Origin of the sequence: Streptomyces sp. NPDC057697 (assembly GCF_042799335.1) — a bacterium.
GTDB lineage: Bacteria > Actinomycetota > Actinomycetes > Streptomycetales > Streptomycetaceae > Streptomyces.
Window position 1 is genome coordinate 858,817 of sequence record NZ_JBHVJA010000001.1, and the last position, 25,853, is coordinate 884,669.

The following is a 25,853-nucleotide window of genomic DNA, read 5'->3' on the forward strand; positions in this document are numbered from 1 at the left end:
CCAGCACCTAGGCTGGGGATTGTCAGGGGGGCGAGCGAAATCTCGTACGAACAGGGGGCCCATTCATGACCGAACGCAGCCACGAGAGCCACGAGAACGTGCCGAGCAGGCAGCGCAGGCGTTTCGCGGGCATCTCGTCCAGGGCCTACGAGCACCCGGCGGACCGCTCGGCCCTGGTGGCCCTGCGCAAGCTGAGCGGTTTCGACACCGTCTTCAAGACACTGAGCGGTCTGCTGCCCGAGCGCAGTCTCCGACTGCTCTTCCTCTCCGACTCCGTCCGGGTGAGCGACGCCCAGTTCACCCACCTCAACGACATGCTTCGGGACGCCTGTTACATCCTGGACCTGGAGAAGGTCCCGCCGATGTACGTCAACCAGGACCCGCAGCCCAACGCCATGTGCATCGGCCTCGACGAACCGATCATCGTGGTGACGACGGGGCTGGTGGAGCTGCTCGACGAGGAGGAGATGCGTGCGGTCATCGGCCACGAGGTGGGGCACGCGCTCTCCGGCCACGCGGTGTACCGCACGATTCTGCTCTTCCTCACCAATATCGCGCTGAAGGTCGCCTGGATCCCGCTCGGCAACGTGGCGATCATGGCGATCGTGACGGCGCTGCGCGAGTGGTTCCGCAAGTCCGAGCTGTCGGCCGACCGGGCCGGGCTGCTCGTGGGCCAGGATCTCCAGGCGTCGATGCGCGGCCTGATGAAGATCGCGGGCGGCAATCATCTGCACGAGATGAACGTGGACGCCTTCCTCGCCCAGGCCGACGAGTACGAGAAGGGCGGCGATCTGCGCGACTCGGTGCTCAAGATCCTCAACCTGCTGCCCCGCTCGCACCCGTTCACCACGGTGCGCGCGGCGGAGCTGAAGAAGTGGTCCGAGACCCGGGACTACCAGCGGATCATGGACGGTCACTACCCGCGGCGCGACGAGGACAAGGACACCTCGGTCACCGACTCCTTCCGGGAGTCCGCGGCCCACTACGCGGACACGGTGCGCTCCAGCAAGGACCCGCTGATGAAGCTGGTCGGCGACATAGCGGGGGGCGCCGGGGACCTGGGTGGCAAGCTCCGCGACAAGTTCACCGGCCAAGGCGGGAGCGCGGCCGGCAAGGGCGGCGGCGCTACGGACGGCTCCACGGACTCCGCGAGGCCGGAGGAGCCCCATGACCCTGAGGGGCCGGGGACCGGGTCGGGGCCTGCGGGGAGCTGACCGCCAGGGTCCCGCAGAGGGCGGCAGTGGGCCGGCCCGTCGCGTACGGGTCGGTCCCCGCGGGGCCCCGGAGGACGGCGCGCTGCCCGGCGAGCAGGGGCCGCAGCGCCCCGGTGGTGTCCGCCGGGCACGACTGCGGTCCGGCCTGGACGTAACTGGAGCGTACCTCCAGCCGGTGCAGCCGCAGGTCCTCCCGGTCGAAGCGGAAGCGCAGCTCGCGCCGTACGGTGAAGAGCGAGTCACCGCCCGTCCCTCGGGGGCCCGCGGTGGCGGGGCGGAGCACATAGGTGAAGGTGTGGTCCGACACCACCTCCAGGGTGTCGGCCCCCTCCTCCGTGTAGCTCAGAGTGCCGCGGACCCTGATGTCCGTACCGGCCAGCGCCACCTTCGCCGGGTCGAACCGCACCAGCCACCCGGACGCGGCGTGCTCCCCGTCGTCCTGCGACCGGTTCATGCTGCGCTCGAACTGCGCCGTCTGGTCCGGGTCAAGCAGAAGTTCCACCGGGCGCGCCGTGGCGCCCGTGAGCACGTCCGGGTCGAGGGAGGAGGCCACCAGATAGTCCTTGACCGTGGTCAGGGCACTCGCCACCTGGCTGTCCGAGAAGTTGTCCGTCCGTCTGATCACCGGCAGATTGATGCCTGCGGCACCTTTTCCGAACTGTGCGGCGGGGCTCGCGGCGAGCAGGGCCTCGGGCGTTCCGCCCGGTACGACGCCCCGGGGCGCCAGGGGCACCACGGTCGACGCCAGCGGCCCGGCCCGTCGGCCGACGGGCGCCTGGTAGGGGTCGCGGAGGCCCATGTAGACGGCCGTCCCGAAGGCCAGGGCGATCAGGAGGATCAAGGCGATGGCGGCCCTGGACCCGGTGCGCCAGTGCCGGGCCGGCAGACTGCGTACGGCGGGGGCGTGGTCCTCCATGCGCTCCTGCGCGGAGAATTCCTGCAGCCGTGCAGCGCGCACGAACGACTCGTCGAAGACGAGTGACCGGTACTCGTCCTCGCTGCCGCCCGACGGACTCCCGGACGGACCTTCTGGTGGTTCTCCGCGGTCTGCCATGACTTCTCCCGACTCCACGTCACCGGCCGGGGCCGAAACGCTTCGCTCTGCTTCGGCCGAATGGCTTCGGACAGGGCCTGCCCGTCATGAGTTCGTATGACGTCGCACGACTGCGCATGTACGGACGAGTGAGAAGCCCCCTCGGCGAGAGGGGTCATACCTTCAGGGTAGGTCGATTACGACCGGGGTAAACGCCCGGCCGCGAGAGAACTGCGCGAGAAGAGCGCGAGAACGGCGAAAGGGCCGCGAGGGCACCGTGGGAGAGCCGTGGAAAGACAGGCCGTGGGAGGACCGGCGGGGGCGCGGTCGCGACCCGCACCGGCGGAGCCGTCCGGTCCGCTCCTCAGTGCGCGCGGGGGATCGCGGAGACCGTGGGGCGCGGATAGCTCGTGGCGGCCGGTGGAGTGGCGCCGGGGGCCGAAGCGTGGAGGCTGTCCACGCCGCTGTCCACGCCCGTCGTGGCGGGCGGCGGGGCGGGCTCCTGACGGCTGTTGCCCGAGGTGTTGCGGTAGACGGCACCGAAGGCCAGCGCGACCATGCCGATGCCCATCAGCACCGCGAGCAGCCAGGCCACCGGGCGGTGCCAGCGCGCCGCGCCCCGGTAGGGCCACAGAGCGCCGCCGTGGCGCCCGTAGGGCCCGCTGCCGTACGCGTCGCCCTCGGGGTCCAGCGGGTCGCCGTAGGCGCTCTCGCGCCCGTACACGCCGGGGCCGTACCCCTCGTCGTAGAGGTCGTCCTCCCGGGGGCCGCCGCCCGCGGACGCCAGGGAGGCCTCGGCCTCGGCGCGCGCCTGGGCGGCCGCCAGCAGTCGCTCCACGGCGGTCGGCTCATGGATCTCGGCGGCCCGTACGAAGTCCTCGTCGAACACCACGGAGGCGAAGTCCTCGTCCGCGCCCCCGCGGTCGTCGTCGGGCTCCCAGCCGTCCGGGAACGGCCTGCCCCCCACGTCGTCCGGCACGGTTTCAGACTAGCCCCGCCGGGTCGTTCTGGGCAGGGAGCCCGCAATATTCACCGGCCCGCCGAGGTCACCGCACATGGCCGTCGCCCGTGACGATGTACTTCGTCGAGGTGAGCTCCGGCAGGCCCATCGGGCCCCTGGCGTGCAGCTTCTGCGTGGAGATGCCGATCTCGGCGCCGAAGCCGAACTGGCCGCCGTCGGTGAAGCGGGTGGACGCGTTCACGGCCACCGTGGTGGAGTCCACCAGCTGGGTGAAGCGGCGCGCCGCGGCCTGGGAGGTGGTCACGATCGCCTCGGTGTGCCCGGAGGACCAGAGGCGGATGTGCGCGACGGCCGCGTCCAGCGAATCCACGACGGCCGCGGCGATGTCGTAGGAGAGGTACTCGGTCTCCCAGTCCTCCGGCGTCGCCTCCACCACGGTGGCCTTGGAGCCCTCGGCGTACGTGAGCACCCGCTCGTCGCCGTGCACGGTGACGCCCGCCTCGGCCAGCGCGTCCAGGGCGCGCGGCAGGAACCGCGCGGCGACGTCCTGGTGGACCAGGAGCGTCTCGGCCGCGTTGCAGACGCTCGGGCGCTGTGCCTTGGAGTTGATCAGGATGTCCACGGCCATGTCGAGGTCGGTCTGCGCGTCCACGTACACATGGCAGTTGCCGGTGCCGGTCTCGATGACCGGCACGGTGGACTCCTCGACCACCGTCCGGATCAGCGAGGCGCCGCCGCGCGGGATGAGGACGTCGACGAGACCGCGGGCCCGCATGAGTTCCCGTACGGAGTCCCGGTTCTCGCCCGGGACCAGCTGCACCGCGTCGGCCGGGAGCCCGGAGCCGCCGACCGCGTCGCGCAGCACCCGGACGAGCGCGACATTGGAGGAGTACGCGGAGGACGAGCCGCGCAGCAGGACGGCGTTGCCCGACTTCAGACAGAGGGCGGCGGCGTCGACCGTCACGTTGGGGCGGGCCTCGTAGATGATCCCGACCACGCCGAGCGGCACCCGGACCTGTCGCAGGTCGATGCCGTTGGGCAGGGTCGAGCCGCGGACGACCTCGCCGACCGGGTCGGGCAGCGCCGCCACGTCCCGCACGTCGGCGGCGATGGCGCGGATCCGCTCCGGGGTGAGCGTGAGCCGGTCGATGATCGACTCGCTGGTACCGGCCTCACGGGCGCGGGCGACGTCCTCGGCGTTGGCCGTGACGATCTCGCCCGTCCGCACCTCCAGCGCGTCCGCGATCGCCAGCAGCGCGTCGTCCTTCGCCGCGCGCGGCAGCGGGGCGATGTCGGCGGCGGCGGAGCGTGCCCGGTAGGCGGCCTGGGCGACCGGGGACATGTTGTCGTACGGCGAGAGCGTGGTCATGCCCGCAGGGTAGTGCGCACACTGCGGGCATCCGTCGCTCATCCCGTGATGCGAGACGACCGGGCCGGGAACGACCGCGCTCCGGGACGAACGGCGACGCGGAGCGACCACGGTCCGGGACGGCCCCGGCCCGGACCGGCCGCCGCCGCGGTGCGACCGCGCCCGAGGACGGCCCCCGCAACCGGTCACCGCTCAGTACGGGTGCACTCCGACCGGGGCGGCCGGCGGCGGCCCGTATCCCTCGGCGACGCGCTGGTGGTACGTCTCGCGGTCGATGACCTCCAGGCCGACGATCTTCCAGGGCGGGAGCTTGGCCGTGGAGCGGTGTTCGCCCCAGAGCCGCAGCGCGACGGCCGCCGCGTCGTGCAGGTCCCGGGCCTCTTCCCAGTAGCGGATCTCCGCGTGGTCGTTGGCGTACCGACTGGTCAGCAGGAAGGGATGGTCGTGCGCGAGCTGTTCCAGCCCGCGTCTGACCTCCTTCAGGGGAATGGCGGCTCCCGAGACACTGAGTGTGATGTGCCAGAGCTTCGACGGAGTGCGTTCCTCCTTCGCCGCCGTCTGTTCGGGCCGGGTGGTCCGGCCGTCCCCTCCGTCCGCGGTCCGGCTCCCGTCGAAGTCGGCACCCGCTCCGACGCTGGTCAGGGCCCGGCCACCCGTTCCTCGGGGCGGCGCCCCCGGGCGCGCTCGTCTCACCGGCGGCCTCCTGTGAATGCGTTTGCTGTGCTGTACCCCGCTGTTTCCCCGGTACAAAGTTGACCAGTCCGCAGCCGGGGATGGGGCGGTTTTCGTGAAGGTCTCTGCCCCGATACTGGACTTTCAGCCCTTTCAGGGGTTTGTCAGGAGTGCAGTACGACCAGATCGTCCCTGTGTACGACCTCGCGCTCGTAGGCGGGACCGAGCTCCCGCGCCAGGTCCCGGGTGGAGCGGCCGAGCAGCTGCGGGATCTCCCTGGCGTCGAAGTTGACGAGTCCGCGGGCCACGGGCCGGCCTCCCAGGTCGCGGAGTTCCACCGGGTCACCGGCGGTGAACTCGCCCTCGACCGAGGCGATTCCGGCGGGCAGCAGCGAGCTGTGGCGTTCGACGACCGCCCGTACGGCGCCGTCGTCCAGGGTCAGTGAGCCCTGCGGGGTGGAGGCGTGGGCGAGCCAGAGCAGCCGGTCCGCCGAGCGGCGTCCGGTGCGGTGGAAGTACGTGCCGGTGTCGCGTCCGGCCAGGGCGTCGGCGGCCCGGCTGGCCGAGGTGAGCACGACGGGGACGCCGGCCGCCGTGGCGATCCGGGCGGCCTCGACCTTGGTGACCATGCCGCCGGTGCCGACGCCCGCCTTCCCGGCGCTGCCGATGGTGACGCCCGCGAGGTCCTCGGGGCCGGTCACCTCGGCGATCCGCGAGGTGCCCGGGGTGCTGGGGTCGCCGTCGTAGAGGCCGTCCACGTCCGAGAGGAGGACCAGCAGGTCCGCGCGGACGAGGTGGGCGACCAGCGCGGCCAGCCGGTCGTTGTCGCCGAACCGGATCTCGTCCGTGGCGACGGTGTCGTTCTCGTTGACGACCGGGAGCGCGCCCATGTCCAGAAGCTGGTCGAGGGTGCGGCAGGCGTTGCGGTAATGGGCGCGGCGGCTGGTGTCGTTGCTGGTGAGCAGCACCTGGCCGACCCGTACGCCGTACCGCGCGAAGGAGGCGGTGTAGCGGGCGACGAGCAGTCCCTGGCCGACGCTGGCGGCGGCCTGCTGCCTGGCCAGGTCCTTGGGGCGGCGCAGCAGGCCGAGCGGGGCGAGCCCGGCCGCGATGGCGCCGCTGGAGACGAGCACGATCTCGCGCTCCCCGCCGCTCCTCACCTTGGCCAGCACGTCGACGAGCGCGTCGACACGGTCCGCGTCGAGGCCGCCCGCCGCGGTGGTGAGGGATGAGGAACCGACCTTGACCACGATCCTGCGGGCCTCTGTGACGCCCTGCCTTGCCCCTGACACGTACATCCCCAATGATTCGGCCCCGCCGGACCTCGCAATCTACGCGAGCGGCGGATCCCGCGCCCGCGCGTTCCGCTCCCTGGACCGCCGCGGTGCGCCGTCCTCCGTTTACCGGCAGGCGCCGCACGGACGGCGAACGGCCTGCGGATCGCCGGTCAGTTTCCGCATACTGTCGGCGGAATCACGCTCCGGCGGTATAGAAATCCAATGGGGCACCTGGACCATCCAGCAGCCGATAGGGTGCGGCGGGTGGCTTCCTAAATGCCCATTCCCGGCGGTGCAGGCTCCGCATCCGCCGTCGGCCAGAGGGACTTCAACAGACATGGGACAGCAGCAATGCCAGTCAAAGTAAGTGTCGTCATTCCTGTATACAACCCGGGCAAGTACATCGACCCCTGCATCGACTCACTGCTGCGACAGACCCTCCCCGCAAGGGAGTTCGAGGTTCTCTTCGTCAACGACGGCTCGACGGACGACACGCGTGAGCGACTGGAGAAGCTGGCCGGGGAGCATCCGCATTTCCGTGTCATCACCATCCCGAATTCCGGCTGGCCCGGAAAGCCCCGCAACACCGGTGTGGAGGAGGCGAAGGGCGAGTACGTCCAGTTCGTGGACCAGGACGACTTCCTCGCGTCCGGCGCCCTGGAACGGATGTACGGCATGGGCCGCCGCAACGGTTCGGACATCGTCATCGGCAAGGTGGCGAGCAACTTCCGCGGCGTCCCGCACGGCGTGTTCAAGAAGAACCGCGAGAAGTGCAACCTCCAGGACGCACCCCTGTACGACAGCCTCACTCCGCACAAGATGTTCCGTACGGAGTTCCTCCGCGAGAACGGCATCGCCTACCCCGAGGGCAAGCGCCGCCTGGAGGACCAGCTCTACATGATGCAGGCGTACTTCCCCGCCGAGGTCGTCTCGATCCTCGGCGACTACACCTGCTACTACTACTCCCGGCGGGACGACGGCCAGAACGCCGGATCCGCGAAGATCGTCCCGTCCGGCTACTACGGCAACCTCCGAGAGGTCCTCGACGTCGTCGTGGCCCACACCGAGCCCGGCGCGTTCCGGGACAGGCTGCTGCGCCGCTTCTACCGTGTCGAGATGCTCGGCCGGCTCAGCGAGCCCGCCGTCCTCAAGTACGACCCCGAGTATCTGGACGAGATGTGCGACGCCGTCCGGGGCCTGGCCGCGGACTTCATGGACGACGGGGTGCACGACGGACTCGGCCCGGTGCTCCGGCTGCGCTCCACGCTGCTGCGCGACGACGACCGCCAGGGCCTCGTCCGGCTGGCCCGCTTCGCCGCGTCGGTCAAGGCGGCCGCCCGTCTGGAGAAGCTCGCCTGGCTGCCGGACGGCCGGATCGACCTCACCGTCAGCAGCAGGCTGGTGCACGGCGAGGACCGGGCCCCGCTGAAACTGCTGCGCCGCGACGGGCGTTACTTCCTCCACCCCGACATCACCGAGGGCCTGCTGCCTGACGGTGAGCTCCTGGACGTCACCGACGGCATGTCCGGCTTCTCCGCCGAGCTGTCGCTCCGCAACCGCGAGACCGCCGTCGAGTGGTCCTGCCCCGCGAGCTTCACCACCCGGGTGGAGGAGCTCGGCGACGATGTCTGCGAGGTCGTGCTCCACGGCAGCGGCCGGATCGGCTCGGAGGCCGTCAAGGGCCGCGGCCGGGTGTCGCAGGGCTTCTGGGACGTCTGGGTGCCGCTGCGCGGTCTCGGCCTGGTCCGCAAGGCCCGGCTCGGCGCCGACCGCGACCCGGAGGTGGACGCCGCCTGTCTGCCCGCCTCGCTGGGCTCTCCGGCCCGTGCCGTCATCCCGTACTTCACCAACCCGCACGGCAACCTCACCCTCGACGTCGCCCGCCGCGCCAAACGGCTGGCCGAGTACCTCGAAGGCCGTCCGGTCCTGCGCTCCCCCGGCGGCCGTATCGAACTGCGGCTGGACCTGTTCACCACGTCCGCCACCGCGCCCTCGGAGGCCACGCTGGTCCTGAGCCCGGCGGACGGCTCGGACGGGCCCTCCCACCAGCTGCGCACCAGGCTGCTCCCCACCGACGGCCGGGCCCACCTCACCGTGCCCGGCCGCGCCCCGGGCGTCGACCCCGGAGCCTGGAAGCTCGCGGTCCGGCTGGACGGCGACAAGAACCCCGCGCTCCACCTCTGCGATGTCACCGTGGCCAGGGGCGGCCGGATCGCCGTCTCGCCGAGCCTGCCCGCGATCTCCCCCGAGCTCATGCGGGAGATCGTCGGCCGGCGCAGGAAGGCGAAGCTGGGCCGCGCCCTGCGCTCGGTCGGCGGTCCCCTCGTGCGACGGCTCCCGGCCGGGGGCCGCAAGCGGGTGCGCCGGCTCGCCGCATGGTTCACCGGCTGACCCGCGCCCCGTACCTCCTTGCGTTTCCCACCCGCACACACCCGGCCGAGTGCATCGGTCACGAGCAACAGGACAAGGACGTGATCGCATGCGGCAGCTCTCCATCGCGGGGGTCTGGGTGCATGAGCCCAAGATCTTCCCGGACAGCCGCGGCAGCTTCCACGAGTGGTTCAGGGCGTCGGAGCTCAGCGAGGCCGTCGGGCACACGCTGCGGCTGGCGCAGGCCAACTTCTCCGTCTCCAGCCGGGGGACCCTGCGCGGCGTGCACTTCGCGGACGTGCCGCCGAGCCAGGCGAAGTACGTCAAGTGCGTGCGCGGCGCGGTGCTCGACGTCATCGTGGACATCCGGGTCGGCTCCCCCACGTACAAGCGGTGGGAAGCCGTCCGGCTCGACGACGTCGACCACCACTCCGTCTACCTCGCGGAGGGCCTCGGCCACGCCTTCATGGCGCTGACGGACGACGCCTCGGTCGCCTATCTGTGCTCCGAGGGCTACGCACCGGGCCGCGAGCACGGCATCCATCCGCTCGACCCGGAGCTGGGCATCGAGTGGCCGCAGGGGATCACCCCGCTGCTCTCCGACAAGGACGCCGCGTCGCCCTCGCTGGCCGAGGCCGAGGCGCAGGGCCTGCTGCCCTCGTACGAGGCGTGCCAGGAGTACTACGCGCAGCTGCGCGCCCGCGGCTGATTCCCGGGGCGGGCGCGCCGAAGCCCCCGTGGTCCGTACGGATCGCGGGGGCTTCGGGCGTGGACCGAACGTGGCGCCGTCCGGGTCCGGTCAGCCCGTCACGGCCTCGATGCGCGAACGCAGCGGCGCGAAGGCGGAGCGCGGGCGGCGCAGATTGCGGGCGCGGGACAGGGCCGGCCAGAAGTCGGCTCGGAGCAGCGCCTCGGGCCGGACCGCGTTCTTGCGGGCCAGTACCTCTTCGGGCACGTCCTGCGGATCGGGTACGACGAACTCCTCGACGATCTTGTCGTAGGCGTTCGTCAGGACGTCGTTCCCCGGGTCGGCGCCGAACACGGCGACCACGCCGGTCGGTTCCGTGTCCACCTCGACGACCACCAGGTCGGGGCGGTAACGCCGCAGCACCTGCACCACCTTGTACACGTCGCCGGTCCAGAACTTGGTGTGCCGGTCGCGGGCCGCCTCGTCGACGTCGCGCGGCAGCATGTCGTCCAGCACGATCACGCTCGACCAGCGGGAGTGCTTCTCCACGTTCATGAAGTCGCGCAGGGCGTACTCGAAGAGGTGCATGCCGTCGATGAAGGCGAGCTCCAGCTTCGGGTCCCCGCCGAGGACGTTGAACGGATCGCGGCGGGCGAGGGCACGGAACGGGTTGCGGCCGGTGCGCAGGTGCAGCAGGGGGTCCTTGCGGGCGAAGAAGGCGTCGCTCGTCGCCTTGACCAGGTGGACGTCGCAGCTGATGTCCGTCACGACCCGGAAGGCGGGGTCGACGGCGACGGAGGGGACCCGCGAGAGGGCCAGGCTTCTGCCGTCGTTGACCCCGATCTCCAGATAGTTCCGGGGACGGTAGACACGGTGCAGATGACGCAGGAAGTCATGGCGGTTCACGTGGAGCAGCCCTTCGCAGAAACCAACCGGTCCGGTTCCCGGCGAAGTTACCTTATGACCGCACTATGTCGTAAGCGTTCTCCCCTGTGTAAACCCGCGTTTCGAACCTCTATGGAATCTGACGCATTCTGATCGCTTGTACGATCAATTGATGATCATCGCCGCTCCGCCGCGACCAGCGCCGGAAATGCCTCGGCCAGCGCCTCCCGCCAGTCCCTGACCGGTTCGATACCGGCCGCGGCCCAGCGGTCGTGGCCCAGCACGCTGAACGCGGGCCGGGGGGCCGGACGCACGAAGGCCTCGCTGGTGGTGGGACGGACGCGCTCCGGGTCGGTGCCGAGCAGCCGGAAGATCTCCCGGGTGAAGCCGAACCAGGTCGTCTCGCCGCCGCTGGTGCCGTGGTAGACCCCGGCGGGCGCGGTGCCCGCGAGGGCGGCCCGCCCGAGCCGGACCAGCCGGTCGGCCAGGTCGACGGTCCAGGTGGGCTGACCCCGCTGGTCGTCCACCACGTCGAGGGTGTCCTTGACGCCCTCCAGCCTGATCATCGTACGGACGAAGTTTCCGCCGCCCGCCCCGTAGAGCCAGGCGGTGCGGACCACGTAGCCGGTCTCCGGCAGGGTGCTCAGGACGGCCTGTTCGCCGGCGAGCTTGGTGCGGCCGTAGGCGCCGCGCGGCCCGGTCGGGTCGTCCTCGGCATACGGCTCGGCGCCGTCCCCGGCGAAGACATAGTCCGTGGAGACGTGGAGGAGCACGGCGCCGTGCTTGCGGCAGGCCTCGGCGAGGACCGCCGGACCCGTGCCGTTGACCCGCAGCGCGGCGTCCTCCTGGGACTCGGCGTCGTCGACCGCGGTCCAGGCGGCGCAGTTGACCACGACGGCGGGGCGGTGCTCCTCGAAGGCCGCCCGCACCGAACCGGGGTCGGCGACGTCCACGGCCGCCCGGTCCGCGGCGACCGCGGTCGCTTCCTCCCCGGCGAGCCGGGCCAGGACGTCCTGGCCCAGCATCCCGGCGGCTCCGGTGACCAGCCAGACGGCGCTCACAGCGCGGCCCGGTCCTTCAGCGGCTCCCACCAGGCGCGGTGGTCGCGGTACCACTGCACGGTCTCGGCGAGGCCGGTGCGGAAGTCCTTGCGGGGCTCGTAGCCCAGCTCCTCGCGGATCTTGGTGCAGTCGACCGAGTAGCGGCGGTCATGGCCCTTGCGGTCCTCCACATGGGTGACGCTGGTGTCCCAGTCGGCGCCGCAGGCGTCCAGCAGCAGGCCGGTGAGCTCCTTGTTGGAGAGTTCGGTGCCGCCGCCGATGTTGTAGACCTCGCCGGCCCGGCCCTTGGTGCGGACGAGCTCGATGCCCTGCACATGGTCGTCGATGTGCAGCCAGTCGCGGACGTTGGCGCCGTCGCCGTAAAGAGGGACCGGTTTGCCGTCCAGCAGGTTGGTGACGAAGAGCGGGATGACCTTCTCGGGGAAGTGGTGGTGCCCGTAGTTGTTGGAGCAGCGGGTCACCCGCACGTCGAGGCCGTGGGTGCGGTGGTACGAGAGCGCGATCAGGTCGCTGGACGCCTTGGCGGCGGAGTACGGCGAGTTGGGCGCCAGGGGGTGGGTCTCGGGCCAGGAGCCCTCGTCGATCGAGCCGTAGACCTCGTCGGTGGAGATGTGCACGAAGGTCTTCACGCCCGCCCGGTGCGCGGCGTGGATCAGGGTGTGGGTGCCCACGACGTTGGTACGGACGAACTCGGCGCCGCCGTCGATGGAACGGTCCACATGGGACTCGGCGGCGAAGTGCACCACCTGGTCGTGCCCGGCCATCAGCTCGGCGACCAGCTCCGGATCGCAGATGTCTCCCTGCACGAACCGGAAGCCGGGGTGGTCGCGCACCTCGTCGAGGTTGGCCGGGTTGCCCGCGTAGGTCAGCTTGTCGAGCACGGTCACGGCGACGTCGCCGGGGCCCTGGGGGCCGAGCACCGTACGGACGTAGTGCGAGCCGATGAAACCGGCGCCGCCGGTCACCAGGATGTCGGTGGTCATGAGGAGATCTGCACCTTGCTGTGGTCGCCGAGTACGAGTCGGTGGGCGGACGGGGATCGGGGCGCGGGGGTCACTTCGACATCACGGCCGATGAGCGACGCCTCGACGCGGCGGACACCGGCGATGGACGCGCCCCGCAGCACGATGGAGTACTCGATCTCGCTGTCCTCGATGCGGACGTCCTCCGCGACCGAGGTGAACGGGCCCACGTACGCGCCGCTGATCACCGAACGGGCGCCGATGATCGCGGGGCCGACGATACGGCTGCCGCTGACCTTGGCGCCCGCCTCGATCCGCACCCGGCCGATGATCTCGCTGCCCTCGTCGACCTCGGCATCCCCGTGGAAGGGCTCGACCCCCTCCAGGACGGTCCGGTTGACCTCCAGCATGTCGGTGACGTTGCCGGTGTCCTTCCAGTAGCCGTGGATCGTGGTGGAGCGCACGTCGCGGCGCTGGTCGATCAGCCACTGGATGGCGTGCGTGATCTCCAGCTCGCCGCGCCAGGACGGCTCGATCGAGCGGACGGCCTCGTGGACGGCGGGGGTGAAGAGGTAGACCCCGACGAGCGCCAGATCGCTCTTGGGCACCTTCGGCTTCTCCTCCAGTGCCGCGACCCGGCCGTCGGCGTCGAGTTCGGCGACCCCGAAGGACGTCGGGTCGGGCACATGGGTCAGCAGGATCTGCGCGTCCGGCTTGTCCGCGCGGAACTCCTCCACCAGACCGGTGATCCCGCCCACGATGAAGTTGTCGCCCAGGTACATGACGAAGTCGTCGTCGCCCAGGAAGTCACGCGCGATCAGCACCGCGTGGGCGAGCCCGAGCGGCTCGTCCTGCGGGATGTACGTGACCTCGATGCCGAGCCCCGACCCGTCCCCGACCGCCTCGCGGATCTCGGGCGCGGTGTCGCCCACGATGATGCCGACCTCGGTGATGCCCGCCTCCGCGATGGCCTCCAGCCCGTAGAACAGCACGGGCTTGTTCGCCACGGGCACCAGCTGTTTGGCCGAGGTGTGCGTGATGGGCCGCAGGCGGGTGCCGGCCCCTCCGGATAGTACGAGAGCCTTCACGTGACCAGTCCCCATGGTGAGCTGTCGGTCCTGTCGCGGGCGCGATGTCCCGTCGACCTTACCGACCGCACCGGTGTGATTTCGGGTGAATCCGTCCGATCAACACCTGCGTGGTACGTCCGGGGGACGGCCGGACCTCACCCCGCGTTCAGCCGCTTCTTCCACCGCCTCGCGTCCCGGCGCATCCTGCCGACCACCCGGCGGGAGAACGAGGGCCGGGGAGCGACGGCCTTCGGCGGCTCGATGCGCTTGCCGTCGTGCCAGTCCGGCACCGTGACCTCGTAGTTGGAATCGGCCAGCCGGGCCGACTTGTCACGGAAGTGCGGGTACGCCAGGTAGAGCTTCCGGCCGTCGCGCGATTTGACCACGTCCGGAACCGTCTTCGCCTTGACGTACCGCACGATCTCGATGAGCAGGTCCATCCGGCCCTGCGCCACACAGGCGAGACGCAGCCGCTCCGGCACCTTGATCAGCCGGGCGACGCCGTCGGTCCAGTACGTCTCCATGAGCGGAGCCGCGAGTTCCATCTTGTGCCGCCGGACTTCCTCGGAATCCTTCAGCACGACGGGACCGAACTGCTGGAGCGTTCCGACCGTGAAGGGCCGGACCATCAGGAAATCCCGTTTCGGACCTGCGGGCTCGATCCGGTGAATGAGCTCCATCATGGCGCGCATCGAGTCGAAACGCCACACATAGGTACCGCTCTTCGTGACGTGCTTCCCGTCGTCACGGCCCACCAGGTAATAGCAGACGTAATTGGAGATCACCGAGACCCCGGCGCCGCGGAGATATGCCTCCATCGTGAAGAGGGCGTCCTCCCCGGTCTTGAGATTCTCGTCGAATCTCAGGGAGAGCCGTTCCAGGAGTTCACGCCGGAAGAGCTTCTGCGCACTCAGGGTGTAAATGACCTTGGAGTTGTATACGTCGACCCGCTCCTTGGTCGCCCCCCACATCGACTTCGGGGCCCCCCGGTTCACACCGACCACCTTGCCGAGCACCACATCGGTGCCCGCCCGGTCGGCCATGGTCACCATCCGCTCCAGGGCCTCGTCGCCGAAGTAGTCGTCGGCGTCCAGGAAGAACACATAGCGGCCGCGGGCCAGGCCGAGGCCCACATTGCGCGGTCCGCTGGGACCGCCCGAGTTCTTCTGTCTGATCACTCTGGTCGGAACCTTCGACCTCGCGGCGAATTCCTCCAGGTACTCACCCGTGCCATCGGTGGAGCCGTCGTCGACCGCAACGATTTCGATCCGGTCGGCACCGATGGTCTGCGTTTCTACTGATTCGAGACAGCGGACGAGGTAGGGCATGGCCTCATATGCACCAACAACCACGGTCACGTCAGGAATTTGCGTCTGGTTCACACAAACAGAAGACAGTCATACAGGTCCGTTGGTTGTCTGACGCCACACGGCCAAATGGTGATGCTCATCACAAAGGCCCGGCACAACCCTTTGGGGGGTATGCCGGGCCTTACGCGATCAGGTAATGCGGAGGGTCGGATTCTAGCCACCCACGGGTTCGCCCAGACTCTTCGCCACTCCGGCATTCCGGGCATCGGACTTCGCCGCGAGCGCCGCAACGGCCGTGTCGAACTGCACGATCGAGGTGGGCTCGTCCGGGCCGAGGAGGTACTGCTTGAGCTCACGCCTGGCCTCCGCCAGGGTGTCCGCAGCCGGGTCCGTCACCGCGGCGAGCAGGGCGTCCAGCTCGACCGCCGAGTTGGACAGGATCACCGCGGCACGCACCGCGGTGTTCTGCCGCCGGAACTCGTCCTCGCCCAGTTCGGCCGAGTCCGTGACCGCGTACGGCTTGCCGCTCGCGATGAAGTCGGACACGACGCTGGAGATGTCCGAGACCATGGCGTCCGACTCGTTGAAGCAGTCGTACAGCCGCATCTGGGCCCCGGTGATGACCCGGTGCTCCCACCAGCCCTGCGCACGCCAGGACGCCGCGTTCCACTCGTCCTTGAGCCGCGCCGTCTCGGCCTCGCGGGCCGGGTCGGCCAGCGAGTCCCGGGACAGCTCCGCCTCGTCCCGCGCGGTGCGCCCGCCGCCGGCCAGCTCCGCCAGCCGCGCCTCGATCCGGGCCATCTCGGCCCGCGCCTCGGCCTGCTCGCCCCGGAGCGCGGCCGACTGCTCGGCCCAGCGGGGGTCGGTGGCACGCCGGGCGGCGGCCTGCTCGATCATCGCGGTGATCCGCAGGTGCGCCGCCTTGGCCTTGGCGCTGCGGGTGCCGGTGAAGGGGTGCGGCTTGTACAGCAGCCGGACCGGCTGCTCGGCCTCCAGCAGCCGCCTGACGATGTTCTCGCCGGCCAGCAGCAGGGAGGTGTTGCCCGGGTTGTCGTCCCAGCCCTCCCAGGTGGGCGCGTACAGCACGGTCGGGACCGGGTGGTTCTGCGTGCCGGACCACGAGCGGATGGCGGCCAGCTGCGGGCGGCCCACCTCCACGATGTCCTCGTCGCGGACGCCGACGTCGGCCAGCGCGTAACGGTCGCGGCCGGCCCGGCCCGCGGTCCACACCTCGTCGTAGACCTTGCTGTACGGGTTGACGCTGGCGATCTTGTCGCTGTCGCCGTGGCCGATGAAGACGTGCTTCATGGTCGGCACCCGGAGCAGGTGGATGTTCTTGCCGACATTGGCCGCGTAGAGCGCGACCCGTACCGACGAGAGGTCCAGGTTCATCAGGTGCACACCACCGGGCACGCAGAGCACCGGCACCGAGGTGGTGGCGAGCTGCGGCACGATGTTGCGCTCACGCAGCAGGATCATCGGCCGCCCGCCGAGCTGGGCCATCGTCTCCAGCCACATGTTGGCCTGGTAGGCGGAGTCCTTGGATCCGGAGAAGTACAGCAGCACGGTCGGCCGGTACGCGGCGAGCCAGTCGCCCACCGCGTTGAGGACCTTGGTCTCCGGCGGCACGAGCCGGCTCGGCCGGACGTACGGCAGCAGCGCCAGGAGATAGCAGACGGCGAGCGCGAGCGTGAGGCCGAGGCCGAGGTAGGCGATGGCCTCCTTGCCGGTCTCGATCGCGACCAGCACGCCCACCATCGAGAAGACGTCCAGGTGCAGCATCTTCTCCGCGGGCCTGCTCATCAGGGCCTGCGGCGGGGCGTCCGCGATCCGCACCGACGCCAGGTCGATGTTGCGGGTGACGACCGGAAGCTTGCGGCGCAGCCGGACCAGCGTGACCATCGCGCTCTGCGGGGCCTGGAGTCCGTAGAAGGCCAGCAGACAGGCGACCGTCACGTAGAAGAGCGTCTCCTCGCCGTATCCCATGCGGGACAGCAGCAGGATGAGGAGCAGTTGCCGGACCAGGAAGCGGATCGAGAGCCCCGCCCGGACGGCGGCGAGCCGGTTGATCAGGTAGCTGCCGCAGTGGTGCAGATACCGGTCCGCGAGATAAGTGACCGCGGTGGCCGCGGCGAAGAACCAGAGATTGGGGATTATTGCCGCGAGCATTATGCACGGGAACCCCAGAGCCACCAGGAGCGCGGCGGCCAGCTCCGAACCGCTGCCCACCCGAGCCAAGCGCATGGCTTTCGAAATCACGAAGTACCGCTCCCGAGGGTGCCGACTTTTTACCTTACAAGGGGAATGTGAAGTCCGAGCTTCACGAATTCGGACCCCTGCGGTGCGCTCATGGCGACTGCAGGGGTCCGAATAGTCGATTGTCAAGCAGTATTACACATCGGCCTGTCGGTCCAGGACAGCGGCAAGGGCCTGCTCGAAGCCGGACGCCTCGGAGGCACCACGGGTCGGGTCCTGCTGGCGCACGTCGATGACATGGCCGGTCATCTCGGAGAGCAGGACGTCGAGCGAGGTCCTGGCCACCGCCTCGGAGGAGAGCAGCGTGCCTGCGGGCTCCTCGCCGAACGCCTTGGTGCGCATCGGGGTGGCGGTGCGCTCGGGGTTCACGCAGTTCACCCGCACCCCGTCGGCCGCCCACTCGTCCGAGAGCGCCTGGGTGAGGTTCACCATGGCGGCCTTGGTGGACGAGTAGAGGCTGTACTCCGCGCGGCCCCGGGTGTAGCTGCTGGAGGTGTAGAGCAGCAGCTGGCCCTTGGTCTCGGCGAGGTACTTGTACGCGGCGCGGGCGATCTGCACGGGCGCCAGGTAGTTGACGTTGAGCGCTTCCTGGATGGTCGCGGTCTCCGTCTCGGCGAGCTTGCCGATGCGGAGCACGCCCGCCGTGTTGATCACGTAGTCGACCCGGCCGGTGTCCGCGTACGCCTTGGCGAGCGCCTCGTCGATGTGCTCGGGGTTCTCCACGTGCGTGCCGGTGGTGGAGCGGCCCAGGGCGTAGACGGTGGCGCCGTAGGACTCGGCCAGCGTCGCGATGTCCGCGCCGATGCCGTACGAGCCGCCGAAGACGACGAGGGTCTTGCCGGTGAGCAGCTCACGGTAGGCGGCGTCGTCGGTCGGCTGCGGAACGGCCGTGGAGGCCAGCTGGAAGAGCTTGTCCGCGATGAAGACGTCGACCGGCTGGGTCACCTTCATGTTGTACTCGTCGCCCGCCACGACATAGATCGGTACGTCGGGGAGGTACTTCAGCACGACCGAGCAGTCGTCGGTCGCCTGGAAGTTCGGGTCCCCCGCGGCGACCTCGTACGCCCGGCGGATCGTGGAGAGCTTGAAGGCCTGCGGCGTCTGGCCGCGGCGCAGCCGGGAGCGGTCGGGCACATCGGTGATGAACTCGCCGTCGCCGCCGTGGGTGCGGGTCACGATGATCGTGTCCGCGGACGGGATGGCGACGTCGACCGCCTGGTAGCGGTCGAGCGCGTCGACGCAGTCCTTGATGACGCGCTGCGAGAGCAGCGGGCGCACGGCGTCGTGGAAGAGGACATTGCGGTCCTCGCCCTCGGCCAGGCCCTCGCCGAGCGCCTCGATGGCGCGCTCGGTGGTCTCGTTGCGCGTGGCACCGCCCTCGATCACCTTGGTGACCTTGGTCAGCCCGGCCTTGGCGACGATCTTCTCGACGTCGGGCACATAGCCCGGGGCCATGAGCACGATGACGTCGTCGATGGAGTCGGCCTGCTGGAAGATCGACAGTGTGTGCTCGATGACAGCCTTGCCTGCGATCTTCAGCAGCTGCTTGGGAATGGACAGACCCACGCGCTGGCCGGTGCCGCCGGCGAGCACGACTGCTGTGGTTCGGGCTTTGACTATGTGCTGAGCAGACACAGACGACCTACCTTGCGAGGGCTGGGAGATACCGCGATGGTTGCACTCTCCGTTACCGTCTCGCAAGGTGGACGTCGGTCACCGCATGCCGTATCGAAACCTTTTGTTGCCTTGCGATCAGGGCGAATACCGGAATCCGCGCTTCCCGGCCAGGTGACCGACGCCACACGAGTGAGCGGCATGATTCACCCTTGAGCGGGTCCGGTTCCCCCGGACGTATGACGCGGAGCGTGTGCGACGACCGCCGGAAGGTGCGGTTCCGGCGGCCGTCGTCCTTCCTAGAACGGGTTGAACTCGTCGAACTCGCGCTGCGCCTCGTCGCGTTCCGACTCGCGGTCGCGTCGGCGCTGCGCCGCCGGGCGCGGTGCTTCGAGCCGGTGGTCCTCGCCACGGCGGCCGAGCATCTCCGCGCCCGCCGCCAGGGTCGGCTCCCAGTCGAAGACGACCGCGTTGTCCTCGGCACCGATGGCCACGCCGTCGCCCGCGCGGGCACCGGCCTTCACCAGGGCGTCCTCGACGCCGAGGCGGTTGAGCCGGTCGGCCAGGTAGCCGACGGCCTCGTCGTTGTTGAAGTCGGTCTGGCGTACCCAGCGCTCCGGCTTCTCGCCGCGCACCCGGTAGATGCCGTCCTCCTCCAGCGTGACGGTGAAGCCCGCGTCGTCGACGGCCTTCGGACGGATGACGATGCGGGTCGCCACCTCCACCGGCTTGGCGGCACGCGCCTCGGCGATGATGCCGGCGAGCGCGAAGGAGAGCTCCTTGAGCCCGGTACGGGCGACCGCGGACACCTCGAAGACGCGGTAGCCGCGCGCCTCCAGGTCGGGGCGGATCATGTCGGCGAGGTCCTGGCCGTCCGGGATGTCGATCTTGTTGAGGACGACGATGCGGGGCCGGTCCTCCAGACCGCCGTACTGCTTCAGCTCCTCCTCGATGATGTCGAGGTCGGAGACCGGGTCGCGGTCGGACTCCAGCGTCGCGGTGTCCAGCACGTGCACCAGCACCGAGCAGCGCTCCACGTGCCGCAGGAACTCCAGGCCGAGGCCCCGGCCCTGGCTGGCGCCCGGGATCAGGCCCGGGACGTCGGCGACGGTGTAGACGGTGCTGCCCGCGGTGACCACGCCGAGGTTCGGGACCAGGGTGGTGAAGGGGTAGTCGGCGATCTTCGGCTTGGCCGCCGAGAGGACGGAGATCAGCGAGGACTTGCCCGCGCTCGGGTAGCCGACCAGCGCGACATCGGCGACGGTCTTGAGCTCCAGGACGATGTCCCGGGCCTCGCCGGGCTCGCCGAGCAGCGCGAAGCCCGGGGCCTTGCGCCGGGCGGAGGCCAGCGCGGCGTTGCCGAGGCCGCCGCGGCCGCCCTGTCCGGCGACGAACGTGGTGCCCTGGCCGACCAGGTCGGCGAGCACATTGCCGTCGCGGTCGAGCACGACCGTGCCGTCGGGCACCGGCAGGACCAGGTCCTGGCCGTCCTTGCCGGACCGGTTGTCACCCGCGCCGGGCTGGCCGTTGGTGGCCTTGCGGTGGGGGTGGTGGTGGTAGTCGAGGAGCGTGGTGATCGCCTGGTCCACGACCAGGGTCACATCGCCGCCACGGCCGCCGTTGCCGCCGTCAGGACCGCCGAGCGGCTTGAACTTCTCACGGTGTACGGAGGCGCAGCCGTGGCCTCCGTTACCCGCGGCGACATGCAGCTCGACGCGGTCCACGAAGGTGGTCATGGTGGGAACCTCCAGTTACATACATGCAGAAATGTCTCACTCGCGCTGTCCCCGCGGAGGAGGCAGCCGTCTCTCATGGGAGAAACACGCGAAAGGCGGACCCGCTTCCCGTACGGGAAGTGAGGTCCGCCTCCGCAGAACCGCTCGACGAGCGCCGAAGATCAGCCGGCGATCGGAACGATGTTCACGACATTGCGGCCACGGTGCGTGCCGAACTCGACCGCACCGGCGGCGAGCGCGAACAGCGTGTCGTCGCCGCCACGGCCGACGCCCGTGCCCGGGTGGAAGTGGGTGCCGCGCTGGCGGACCAGGATCTCACCGGCGTTGACGGCCTGACCGCCGAAGCGCTTCACGCCGAGCCGCTGAGCATTGGAATCGCGCCCGTTCCGGGTGGACGATGCGCCCTTCTTGTGTGCCATGTCTCCTCAGTCCCTTACTTCGCAGCCGCGGGGATACCGGTGACCTTGATCGCCGTGTACTGCTGACGGTGACCCTGGCGACGGCGGTAGCCGGTCTTGTTCTTGTAGCGAAGGATGTCGATCTTCGCGCCCTTGTGGTGGTCCACGACCTCGGCCTGGACCTTGATCCCGGCCAGCACCCACGGGTCGCTGGTCACGGCGTCGCCGTCGACCACGAGCAGGGTCGAGAGCTCGACCGTGTCGCCAACCTGGGCAGTGGAAATCTTGTCAACCTCAACGATGTCACCGACAGCAACCTTGTGCTGGCGGCCACCGCTGCGCACGATGGCGTACACGCGGATCTCTCTCTCGCTCGGAACGAAGCCCCTGATGCCAGCCGCTCGCGCAGGCCGAAGCCCGCGACGATCCGGAAGGATGAGCGGCCTCTCACCTGTGAAAGGGAGGGGGTTGCTCAGGGACAGGCGCATGGAAACACGCCGAAGGGCAAGGTTACGGGGCGCCGTCCGGAGGGTCAAACCGGGCCCTGTGTCCTTCCCCGCCGCTCCCCCGTTCATTCCTGCCCGGCCCCCTCGCGTCGTCCTGCCCGGCCGCCCGCGCTCGCTCCGTCACGGCGGCCACACGGGCCCGGACGGGCCTGAACGGCCGGTGGGCCACACCCGTGTCGAGTGTGGCCCACCGGCCGTCGTACGGGCCCCACGAAGGCCGTGGAGGGGCTCCGGCGGCCTTCGTGGGGCCGTCCCGTGTCCCGTCCTGCCCGCTACGCCTCGGCGTCGGCCGAGACGGCGGACTTCGAGGACTGCTCCGCGGCGACCGCCTTCTTCGTCGCCGCCTTCTTGGCCGTCGTCTTCTTCGCGGCGGTCTTCTTGGCGGCCGTCTTCTTGGTGGTGGCCGCCTTCTTGGCCGTGGCCTTCTTGGCGGTCTTGCGGGCCGCCTTCTTGACCGGGGCCTCCGCCTCGGCCGGCTCGGCGGCCTCGGCCTCGGGTTCGGGTTCGGCCTTCGGCTCGGTCGGACCGGTCACCACGACGACCTCGGCCCCGTCCGCTCCGGAGGGCGAACCCGCGGGGGCGGTGACCTTGCGGGTCACCCGGCGGCGCACACGCGGCGGGGCGGCCTCGGGGGCCGCCTCCTCGGGTGCGGCCTCGGGCTGCGCGGCCTCGGGGGCGGGTTCCGGCTGCCCGACCGGCTCGGCCGGGACCGTCTCGGCCGGGGCCTGCTCGGTCTCGGCCTTCTCGGTCTCGGCCTGCTCGGTCTGGGCGGGCTCGGTCCCGGCGGGCGAGCCCGCCGGGGCGGTCGCCTTACGGGTCGCCCGACGGCGCGTACGGCCCTGGGGGGCCTCGGCCGCGGGAGCCTCCTCGGCCACCGGGGCCGGAGCCTCGGCGACCTGCTCCACGACCACGACCGGCTCGGGCTCCACGACCACGACCGGCTCCGGCTCCGGCTCGACAACCTCCGGGGCGGCGGCAGCGGCGGCCTTGGGCGCACCGGCCGGGGCCGTCGCCTTGCGGGTCGCGCGGCGGCGTCCACGGCCGCGCGTGGCGGCCGCCTCGGCCTCGGCGGGGCTGCTGTACAGCTCCTCGTCCGGAACGAACTCCGGCTCGGGCAGCGCCACCGGGGCGGCCACCTCCGCGGCCAGCTCGGCCTCGGTCTCGGCCTCGGTCTCCGTCACGGCCTCGGCCACGTGCTCGTGGTCCGCGCCGCCCCGGCCGCGCTTCTTGGAACGCTTGCCGTTGCCGCCGCCACCGACCGAGGTCGGCTGCTCCATGTGCACGATCACGCCGCGCCCGTTGCAGTGGACACAGGTCTCGGAGAAGGACTCCAGCAGGCCCTGGCCCACCCGCTTGCGGGTCATCTGGACCAGGCCCAGCGAGGTGACCTCGGCGACCTGGTGCTTCGTACGGTCGCGTCCCAGGCACTCCAGCAGGCGCCGCAGCACCAGGTCCCGGTTGGACTCCAGCACCATGTCGATGAAGTCGACGACCACGATGCCGCCGAGGTCGCGCAGCCGCAGCTGGCGCACGATCTCCTCGGCCGCCTCCAGGTTGTTCTTGGTGACGGTCTCTTCCAGGTTGCCGCCCTGGCCGGTGAACTTGCCGGTGTTGACGTCGACGACGACCATCGCCTCGGTCTTGTCGATCACCAGCGAGCCGCCGCTCGGCAGGTAGACCTTCCGGTCCAGCGCCTTCATCAGCTGCTCGTCGATCCGGTAGGTCGCGAAGATGTCGACCTCGGAGGTCCACCGCGAGAGGCGGTCCTTCAGGTCGGGCGCCACCTGCGAGACGTAGCCGTGGATGGTCTCCCACGCGTCGTCGCCGCTGACGATGACCTTGGAGAAGTCCTCGTTGAAGATGTCGCGGACGACCCGGACGGTCATGTCCGGCTCGCCGTAGAGCAGGGTCGGCGCGTTGGAACTGCCGGTGCCCTTCGCCTTCTTCTGGATGTCCTCCCACTGCTGCTGGAGCCGCTCGACATCGCGGCGCAGCTCGTCCTCGCTGGCGCCCTCCGCGGCGGTGCGGACGATGACGCCCGCGTCCTCGGGGACGATCTTCTTGAGGATGGTCTTCAGCCGGGCCCGCTCGGTGTCGGGCAGCTTGCGGCTGATGCCGGTCATCGAGCCCTCGGGCACGTAGACCAGGTAGCGGCCGGGCAGCGAGACCTGGCTGGTCAGACGGGCGCCCTTGTGGCCGATCGGGTCCTTGGTCACCTGGACGAGGACGGACTGGCCGGACTTGAGCGCGGTCTCGATCCGGCGCGGCCCGTGGGCCATGCCGAGCGCCTCGAAGTTCACCTCACCGGCGTAGAGCACGGCGTTGCGGCCCTTGCCGATGTCGACGAAGGCGGCCTCCATGGACGGCAGGACGTTCTGCACCTTGCCCAGGTAGACGTTGCCGACGTAGCTGGTGGCCTGCTCCTTGTTGACGTAGTGCTCGACGAGCACGTTGTCCTCGAGGACGCCGATCTGGGTGCGCTCGCCGTTCTGGCGGACGACCATGACCCGCTCCACGGCCTCGCGGCGGGCCAGGAACTCGGCCTCGGTGATGATCGGGACGCGACGGCGGCCCTGCTCACGGCCTTCGCGGCGGCGCTGCTTCTTGGCCTCCATACGGGTCGAGCCCTTGATGGACTGGACCTCGTCGAAGCCGGTGCCGGGCTCCCGCTCCTCCTTCTTGCGGGGCTCGCGGACCTTGACGACCGTGCGCTCCGGGTCGTCCGTGCCGTTGTCGGCGTCGGCGGCGGCGTCTCCGCTGCGACGACGACGGCGGCGACGGCGACGGCTGCTGCTGGAACCGGAGGCGGAGGCCTCGTGCTCCTCGTCCTCCTCCTCGGACTCCTGAGCGCGCTCCTCGTCGTCCTCGGCGTGGTCGGCGGCGTCGTCGTGCTGCTCCGCGGCCTCGTCACCCTCGCTGGTCTCACCACGACGGCGGCGACGGCCTCCGCGACGGCGACGGCGCGAGGGCCGGTCCCCGTACTCGTCCGTCTCGTCGCCCTCGTGCTCGGCGTCGGCCTCGTGCTCCGGCTCGGGCTCCTCCTCGGCCTGCTCCTCCGCCACGGGGGCGGCGGTCTGCTCGGGCTCGGCGGCCTCGCCGCGACGGCGGCGACGGCGACGCGAACCGGCCTGCGGCGCGGCCTCGGCGGCCGGGGCCTCGACGGCGGCCGTCGGCTCCTCGACCGTCTCGGTCTCCTCCTCGGGCTCGGCCTCGACCTCGGCGTGGCGCGACGCCGCGGCGGCCGCGGCGGCGGTCTCCGGGGTCTGGAACATCGGCTCGGCGAAGACCGGGGCCTGGAACACGGCCACGGCGGGACGCGCGGCGCGACGGCCCTTGCGTACGGGCTCCTCGGCCTTGGCGGTGAACTCCGGCCGGCCGGCGGCGGCGGTGGCCCGGCGGCGCTGACGGCCGCGCGGGGCGGCGTCCTCGGCTTCGGCGGGCTCGGCGGCGGGCTCCTTTGCCACGGGCTTCTCGGCGGCAGCGGGCTCCGCGGCCTCCTCGGCGGCCTGCGGCGCACCGGCCGGAGCCGTCGCCTTGCGCACCGCGCGACGACGGCCGCGCGGTGCCTCGGCGGCGGGCTCGGTGACGGGCTCGGCCTCCTCGGCGGCTGCTTCCTCGACGGGCGCGACGGCCTCGGCGGGCGCTTCGGCGGCCTGCGGCGCACCGGCCGGGGCGGATGCCCGGCGCCGGGTGCGGCCACGCGGCGCGGCGGGCTCGGGCTCGGCGGCGAGCTCGGCCTCCACGACCGGCTCGGCCTCCACGGGGGCCGGTGCCTCCGCCACGATCTCCACGGCTTCGGCGGCCTGCGGCGCACCGGCCGGGGCCGTCGCCTTGCGGACCGCACGGCGGCGCGTACGGGCGGGCGCCGCCTCCGCGGGAGCCTCGGGCTCCGGCGCGGGCTCGGCGACGGGCTCGGCGGCCTCGGTGGTCTCGGCGGCCTGCGGCGCACCGGCCGGAGCGGTCGCCTTGCGGACGGCACGACGGCGCGGACGCGCGGGCGCCGCCTCCGCCGGGGCCTCGGCCACGGGCTCGGTGCTCACGGCGGCCTCGGTGGCTTCGGCGGCCTGCGGCGCACCGGCCGGGGCCGTCGCCTTGCGGACCGCGCGACGGCGCGTACGGGCGGGCGGCGCGGCCTCGTCCGACACGGCGCTCGCGGCGTCGGCGGGGTTGCTGTCCGCCCCTGCGGCATCGGCGGCCGGTATGGCCGGCGCGACCTCTTCGGCGGTTGCGCCCTGTGCGTCCGCCACCGGCGGACCGGCCGGGCGGGACGCGGCGCGGCGCCTGCGGCGCGGCGGCAGCTTGTCGCCGGGTGCGTTGTTCTCTTCGGCGTTCCCGGTCGTGCCGGGTTCGTTGGACTGGGGCATGCGGGCGGTTCTCCCGTCAGGCTCCCGGGCGCCGCGTCTGATTCCGGTCCGGCACGGTCCGCGTGAAGTACGCGGCTCCGCCGTCCGGGGCGCGGGCGCCGCACGGG

Annotated in this window: 19 protein-coding genes; 3 read left to right on the forward strand and 16 right to left on the reverse strand. The window is 71.0% G+C overall.

The window, feature by feature from the left end; genetic code table 11:
• Nucleotides 1-65 precede the first annotated feature (65 nt).
• Nucleotides 66-1,214, forward strand: coding sequence for a M48 family metallopeptidase (locus tag ACFVFH_RS03840; RefSeq protein WP_383762898.1), 1,149 nt, complete (start codon nt 66-68; stop codon nt 1,212-1,214).
• Here the strand turns inward: ACFVFH_RS03840 and ACFVFH_RS03845 are convergent.
• The 5 genes from ACFVFH_RS03845 to proB form a co-directional block, all read right to left on the reverse strand.
• Complete coding sequence (locus ACFVFH_RS03845) at nt 1,126-2,268, reverse strand: hypothetical protein (protein WP_383762901.1); 1,143 nt, start codon at nt 2,266-2,268, stop codon at nt 1,126-1,128. The genes ACFVFH_RS03840 and ACFVFH_RS03845 overlap by 89 nt on opposite strands.
• Before the next feature lie 343 nt (nt 2,269-2,611).
• Entirely contained in the window at nt 2,612-3,226 is a 615-nt protein-coding gene (locus ACFVFH_RS03850; RefSeq protein WP_383762904.1) for a hypothetical protein, read from the reverse strand.
• A gap of 67 nt (nt 3,227-3,293) precedes the next feature.
• Entirely contained in the window at nt 3,294-4,577 is a 1,284-nt protein-coding gene (locus tag ACFVFH_RS03855; protein ID WP_383762907.1) for a glutamate-5-semialdehyde dehydrogenase, read from the reverse strand.
• Between the two features lie 192 nt (nt 4,578-4,769).
• On the reverse strand, nt 4,770-5,270 hold the full coding sequence (locus ACFVFH_RS03860; protein ID WP_383762910.1) for a hypothetical protein: 501 nt from the start codon (nt 5,268-5,270) through the stop codon (nt 4,770-4,772).
• Nucleotides 5,271-5,413: 143 nt separating this feature from the next.
• Nucleotides 5,414-6,499, reverse strand: a complete 1,086-nt coding sequence (gene proB, locus ACFVFH_RS03865) for a glutamate 5-kinase (protein WP_383763577.1) — start codon at nt 6,497-6,499, stop codon at nt 5,414-5,416.
• A 378-nt stretch (nt 6,500-6,877) separates the two neighbouring features.
• On the opposite strand from proB, the gene ACFVFH_RS03870 reads away from it, so the two are divergent.
• Both ACFVFH_RS03870 and rfbC read left to right on the forward strand, forming a co-directional pair.
• Nucleotides 6,878-8,917, forward strand: a complete 2,040-nt coding sequence (locus tag ACFVFH_RS03870; RefSeq protein WP_383762913.1) for a glycosyltransferase — start codon at nt 6,878-6,880, stop codon at nt 8,915-8,917.
• Between the two features lie 88 nt (nt 8,918-9,005).
• Nucleotides 9,006-9,605 (forward strand): dTDP-4-dehydrorhamnose 3,5-epimerase, encoded by a 600-nt coding sequence (gene rfbC / locus ACFVFH_RS03875; protein WP_383762916.1) that lies wholly within the window; start codon nt 9,006-9,008, stop codon nt 9,603-9,605.
• A 90-nt stretch (nt 9,606-9,695) separates the two neighbouring features.
• On the opposite strand, the gene ACFVFH_RS03880 is transcribed toward rfbC, so the two are convergent.
• From ACFVFH_RS03880 to ACFVFH_RS03930, 11 genes are all read right to left on the reverse strand, one after another.
• Nucleotides 9,696-10,490: a class I SAM-dependent methyltransferase gene (locus ACFVFH_RS03880; RefSeq protein ID WP_383762918.1), complete on the reverse strand. Its 795-nt coding sequence runs from the start codon at nt 10,488-10,490 to the stop codon at nt 9,696-9,698.
• A gap of 155 nt (nt 10,491-10,645) precedes the next feature.
• Nucleotides 10,646-11,530 (reverse strand): dTDP-4-dehydrorhamnose reductase, encoded by an 885-nt coding sequence (gene rfbD / locus ACFVFH_RS03885; protein ID WP_383762921.1) that lies wholly within the window; start codon nt 11,528-11,530, stop codon nt 10,646-10,648.
• The gene (rfbB, locus tag ACFVFH_RS03890) at nt 11,527-12,513 is read right to left on the reverse strand and encodes a dTDP-glucose 4,6-dehydratase (RefSeq protein ID WP_383762923.1); all 987 of its coding nucleotides are present in this window, start codon (nt 12,511-12,513) and stop codon (nt 11,527-11,529) included. Before rfbB ends, rfbD begins: the two co-directional genes overlap by 4 nt.
• On the reverse strand, nt 12,510-13,580 hold the full coding sequence (locus ACFVFH_RS03895) for a glucose-1-phosphate thymidylyltransferase (protein WP_383763580.1): 1,071 nt from the start codon (nt 13,578-13,580) through the stop codon (nt 12,510-12,512). The genes rfbB and ACFVFH_RS03895 overlap by 4 nt, the downstream gene beginning before the upstream one ends.
• Nucleotides 13,581-13,717: 137 nt before the next feature.
• Nucleotides 13,718-14,929: a glycosyltransferase family 2 protein gene (locus ACFVFH_RS03900; protein ID WP_383763583.1), complete on the reverse strand. Its 1,212-nt coding sequence runs from the start codon at nt 14,927-14,929 to the stop codon at nt 13,718-13,720.
• A gap of 156 nt (nt 14,930-15,085) precedes the next feature.
• The gene (locus tag ACFVFH_RS03905) at nt 15,086-17,131 is read right to left on the reverse strand and encodes a hypothetical protein (protein ID WP_383762926.1); all 2,046 of its coding nucleotides are present in this window, start codon (nt 17,129-17,131) and stop codon (nt 15,086-15,088) included.
• Between the two features lie 132 nt (nt 17,132-17,263).
• Nucleotides 17,264-18,763 (reverse strand): D-ribitol-5-phosphate cytidylyltransferase, encoded by a 1,500-nt coding sequence (locus ACFVFH_RS03910; RefSeq protein WP_383762929.1) that lies wholly within the window; start codon nt 18,761-18,763, stop codon nt 17,264-17,266.
• Between the two features lie 278 nt (nt 18,764-19,041).
• Nucleotides 19,042-20,478 (reverse strand): GTPase ObgE, encoded by a 1,437-nt coding sequence (gene obgE / locus ACFVFH_RS03915; protein WP_383762932.1) that lies wholly within the window; start codon nt 20,476-20,478, stop codon nt 19,042-19,044.
• A 161-nt stretch (nt 20,479-20,639) separates the two neighbouring features.
• Complete coding sequence (rpmA, locus tag ACFVFH_RS03920; RefSeq protein WP_383762935.1) at nt 20,640-20,897, reverse strand: 50S ribosomal protein L27; 258 nt, start codon at nt 20,895-20,897, stop codon at nt 20,640-20,642.
• Nucleotides 20,898-20,911: 14 nt separating this feature from the next.
• Nucleotides 20,912-21,232: a 50S ribosomal protein L21 gene (rplU, locus tag ACFVFH_RS03925; RefSeq protein WP_030921216.1), complete on the reverse strand. Its 321-nt coding sequence runs from the start codon at nt 21,230-21,232 to the stop codon at nt 20,912-20,914.
• 422 nt (nt 21,233-21,654) lie between these two features.
• Nucleotides 21,655-25,746: an Rne/Rng family ribonuclease gene (locus tag ACFVFH_RS03930; RefSeq protein WP_383762937.1), complete on the reverse strand. Its 4,092-nt coding sequence runs from the start codon at nt 25,744-25,746 to the stop codon at nt 21,655-21,657.
• Nucleotides 25,747-25,853: the final 107 nt, after the last annotated feature.

What these genes read in the sequence shown, in the direction of transcription:
- ACFVFH_RS03855 (WP_383762907.1), bottom strand. Translation starts at nt 4,577, where the DNA reads ATGACCACGCTCTCGCCGTACGACAACATGTCCCCGGTCGCCCAGGCC.
- ACFVFH_RS03845 (WP_383762901.1), bottom strand. Translation starts at nt 2,268, where the DNA reads ATGGCAGACCGCGGAGAACCACCAGAAGGTCCGTCCGGGAGTCCGTCG.
- ACFVFH_RS03870 (WP_383762913.1), top strand. Translation starts at nt 6,878, where the DNA reads ATGCCAGTCAAAGTAAGTGTCGTCATTCCTGTATACAACCCGGGCAAG.
- rfbB (WP_383762923.1), bottom strand. Translation starts at nt 12,513, where the DNA reads ATGACCACCGACATCCTGGTGACCGGCGGCGCCGGTTTCATCGGCTCG.
- rpmA (WP_383762935.1), bottom strand. Translation starts at nt 20,897, where the DNA reads ATGGCACACAAGAAGGGCGCATCGTCCACCCGGAACGGGCGCGATTCC.
- obgE (WP_383762932.1), bottom strand. Translation starts at nt 20,478, where the DNA reads ATGACCACCTTCGTGGACCGCGTCGAGCTGCATGTCGCCGCGGGTAAC.
- ACFVFH_RS03930 (WP_383762937.1), bottom strand. Translation starts at nt 25,746, where the DNA reads ATGCCCCAGTCCAACGAACCCGGCACGACCGGGAACGCCGAAGAGAAC.
- ACFVFH_RS03840 (WP_383762898.1), top strand. Translation starts at nt 66, where the DNA reads ATGACCGAACGCAGCCACGAGAGCCACGAGAACGTGCCGAGCAGGCAG.
- rfbC (WP_383762916.1), top strand. Translation starts at nt 9,006, where the DNA reads ATGCGGCAGCTCTCCATCGCGGGGGTCTGGGTGCATGAGCCCAAGATC.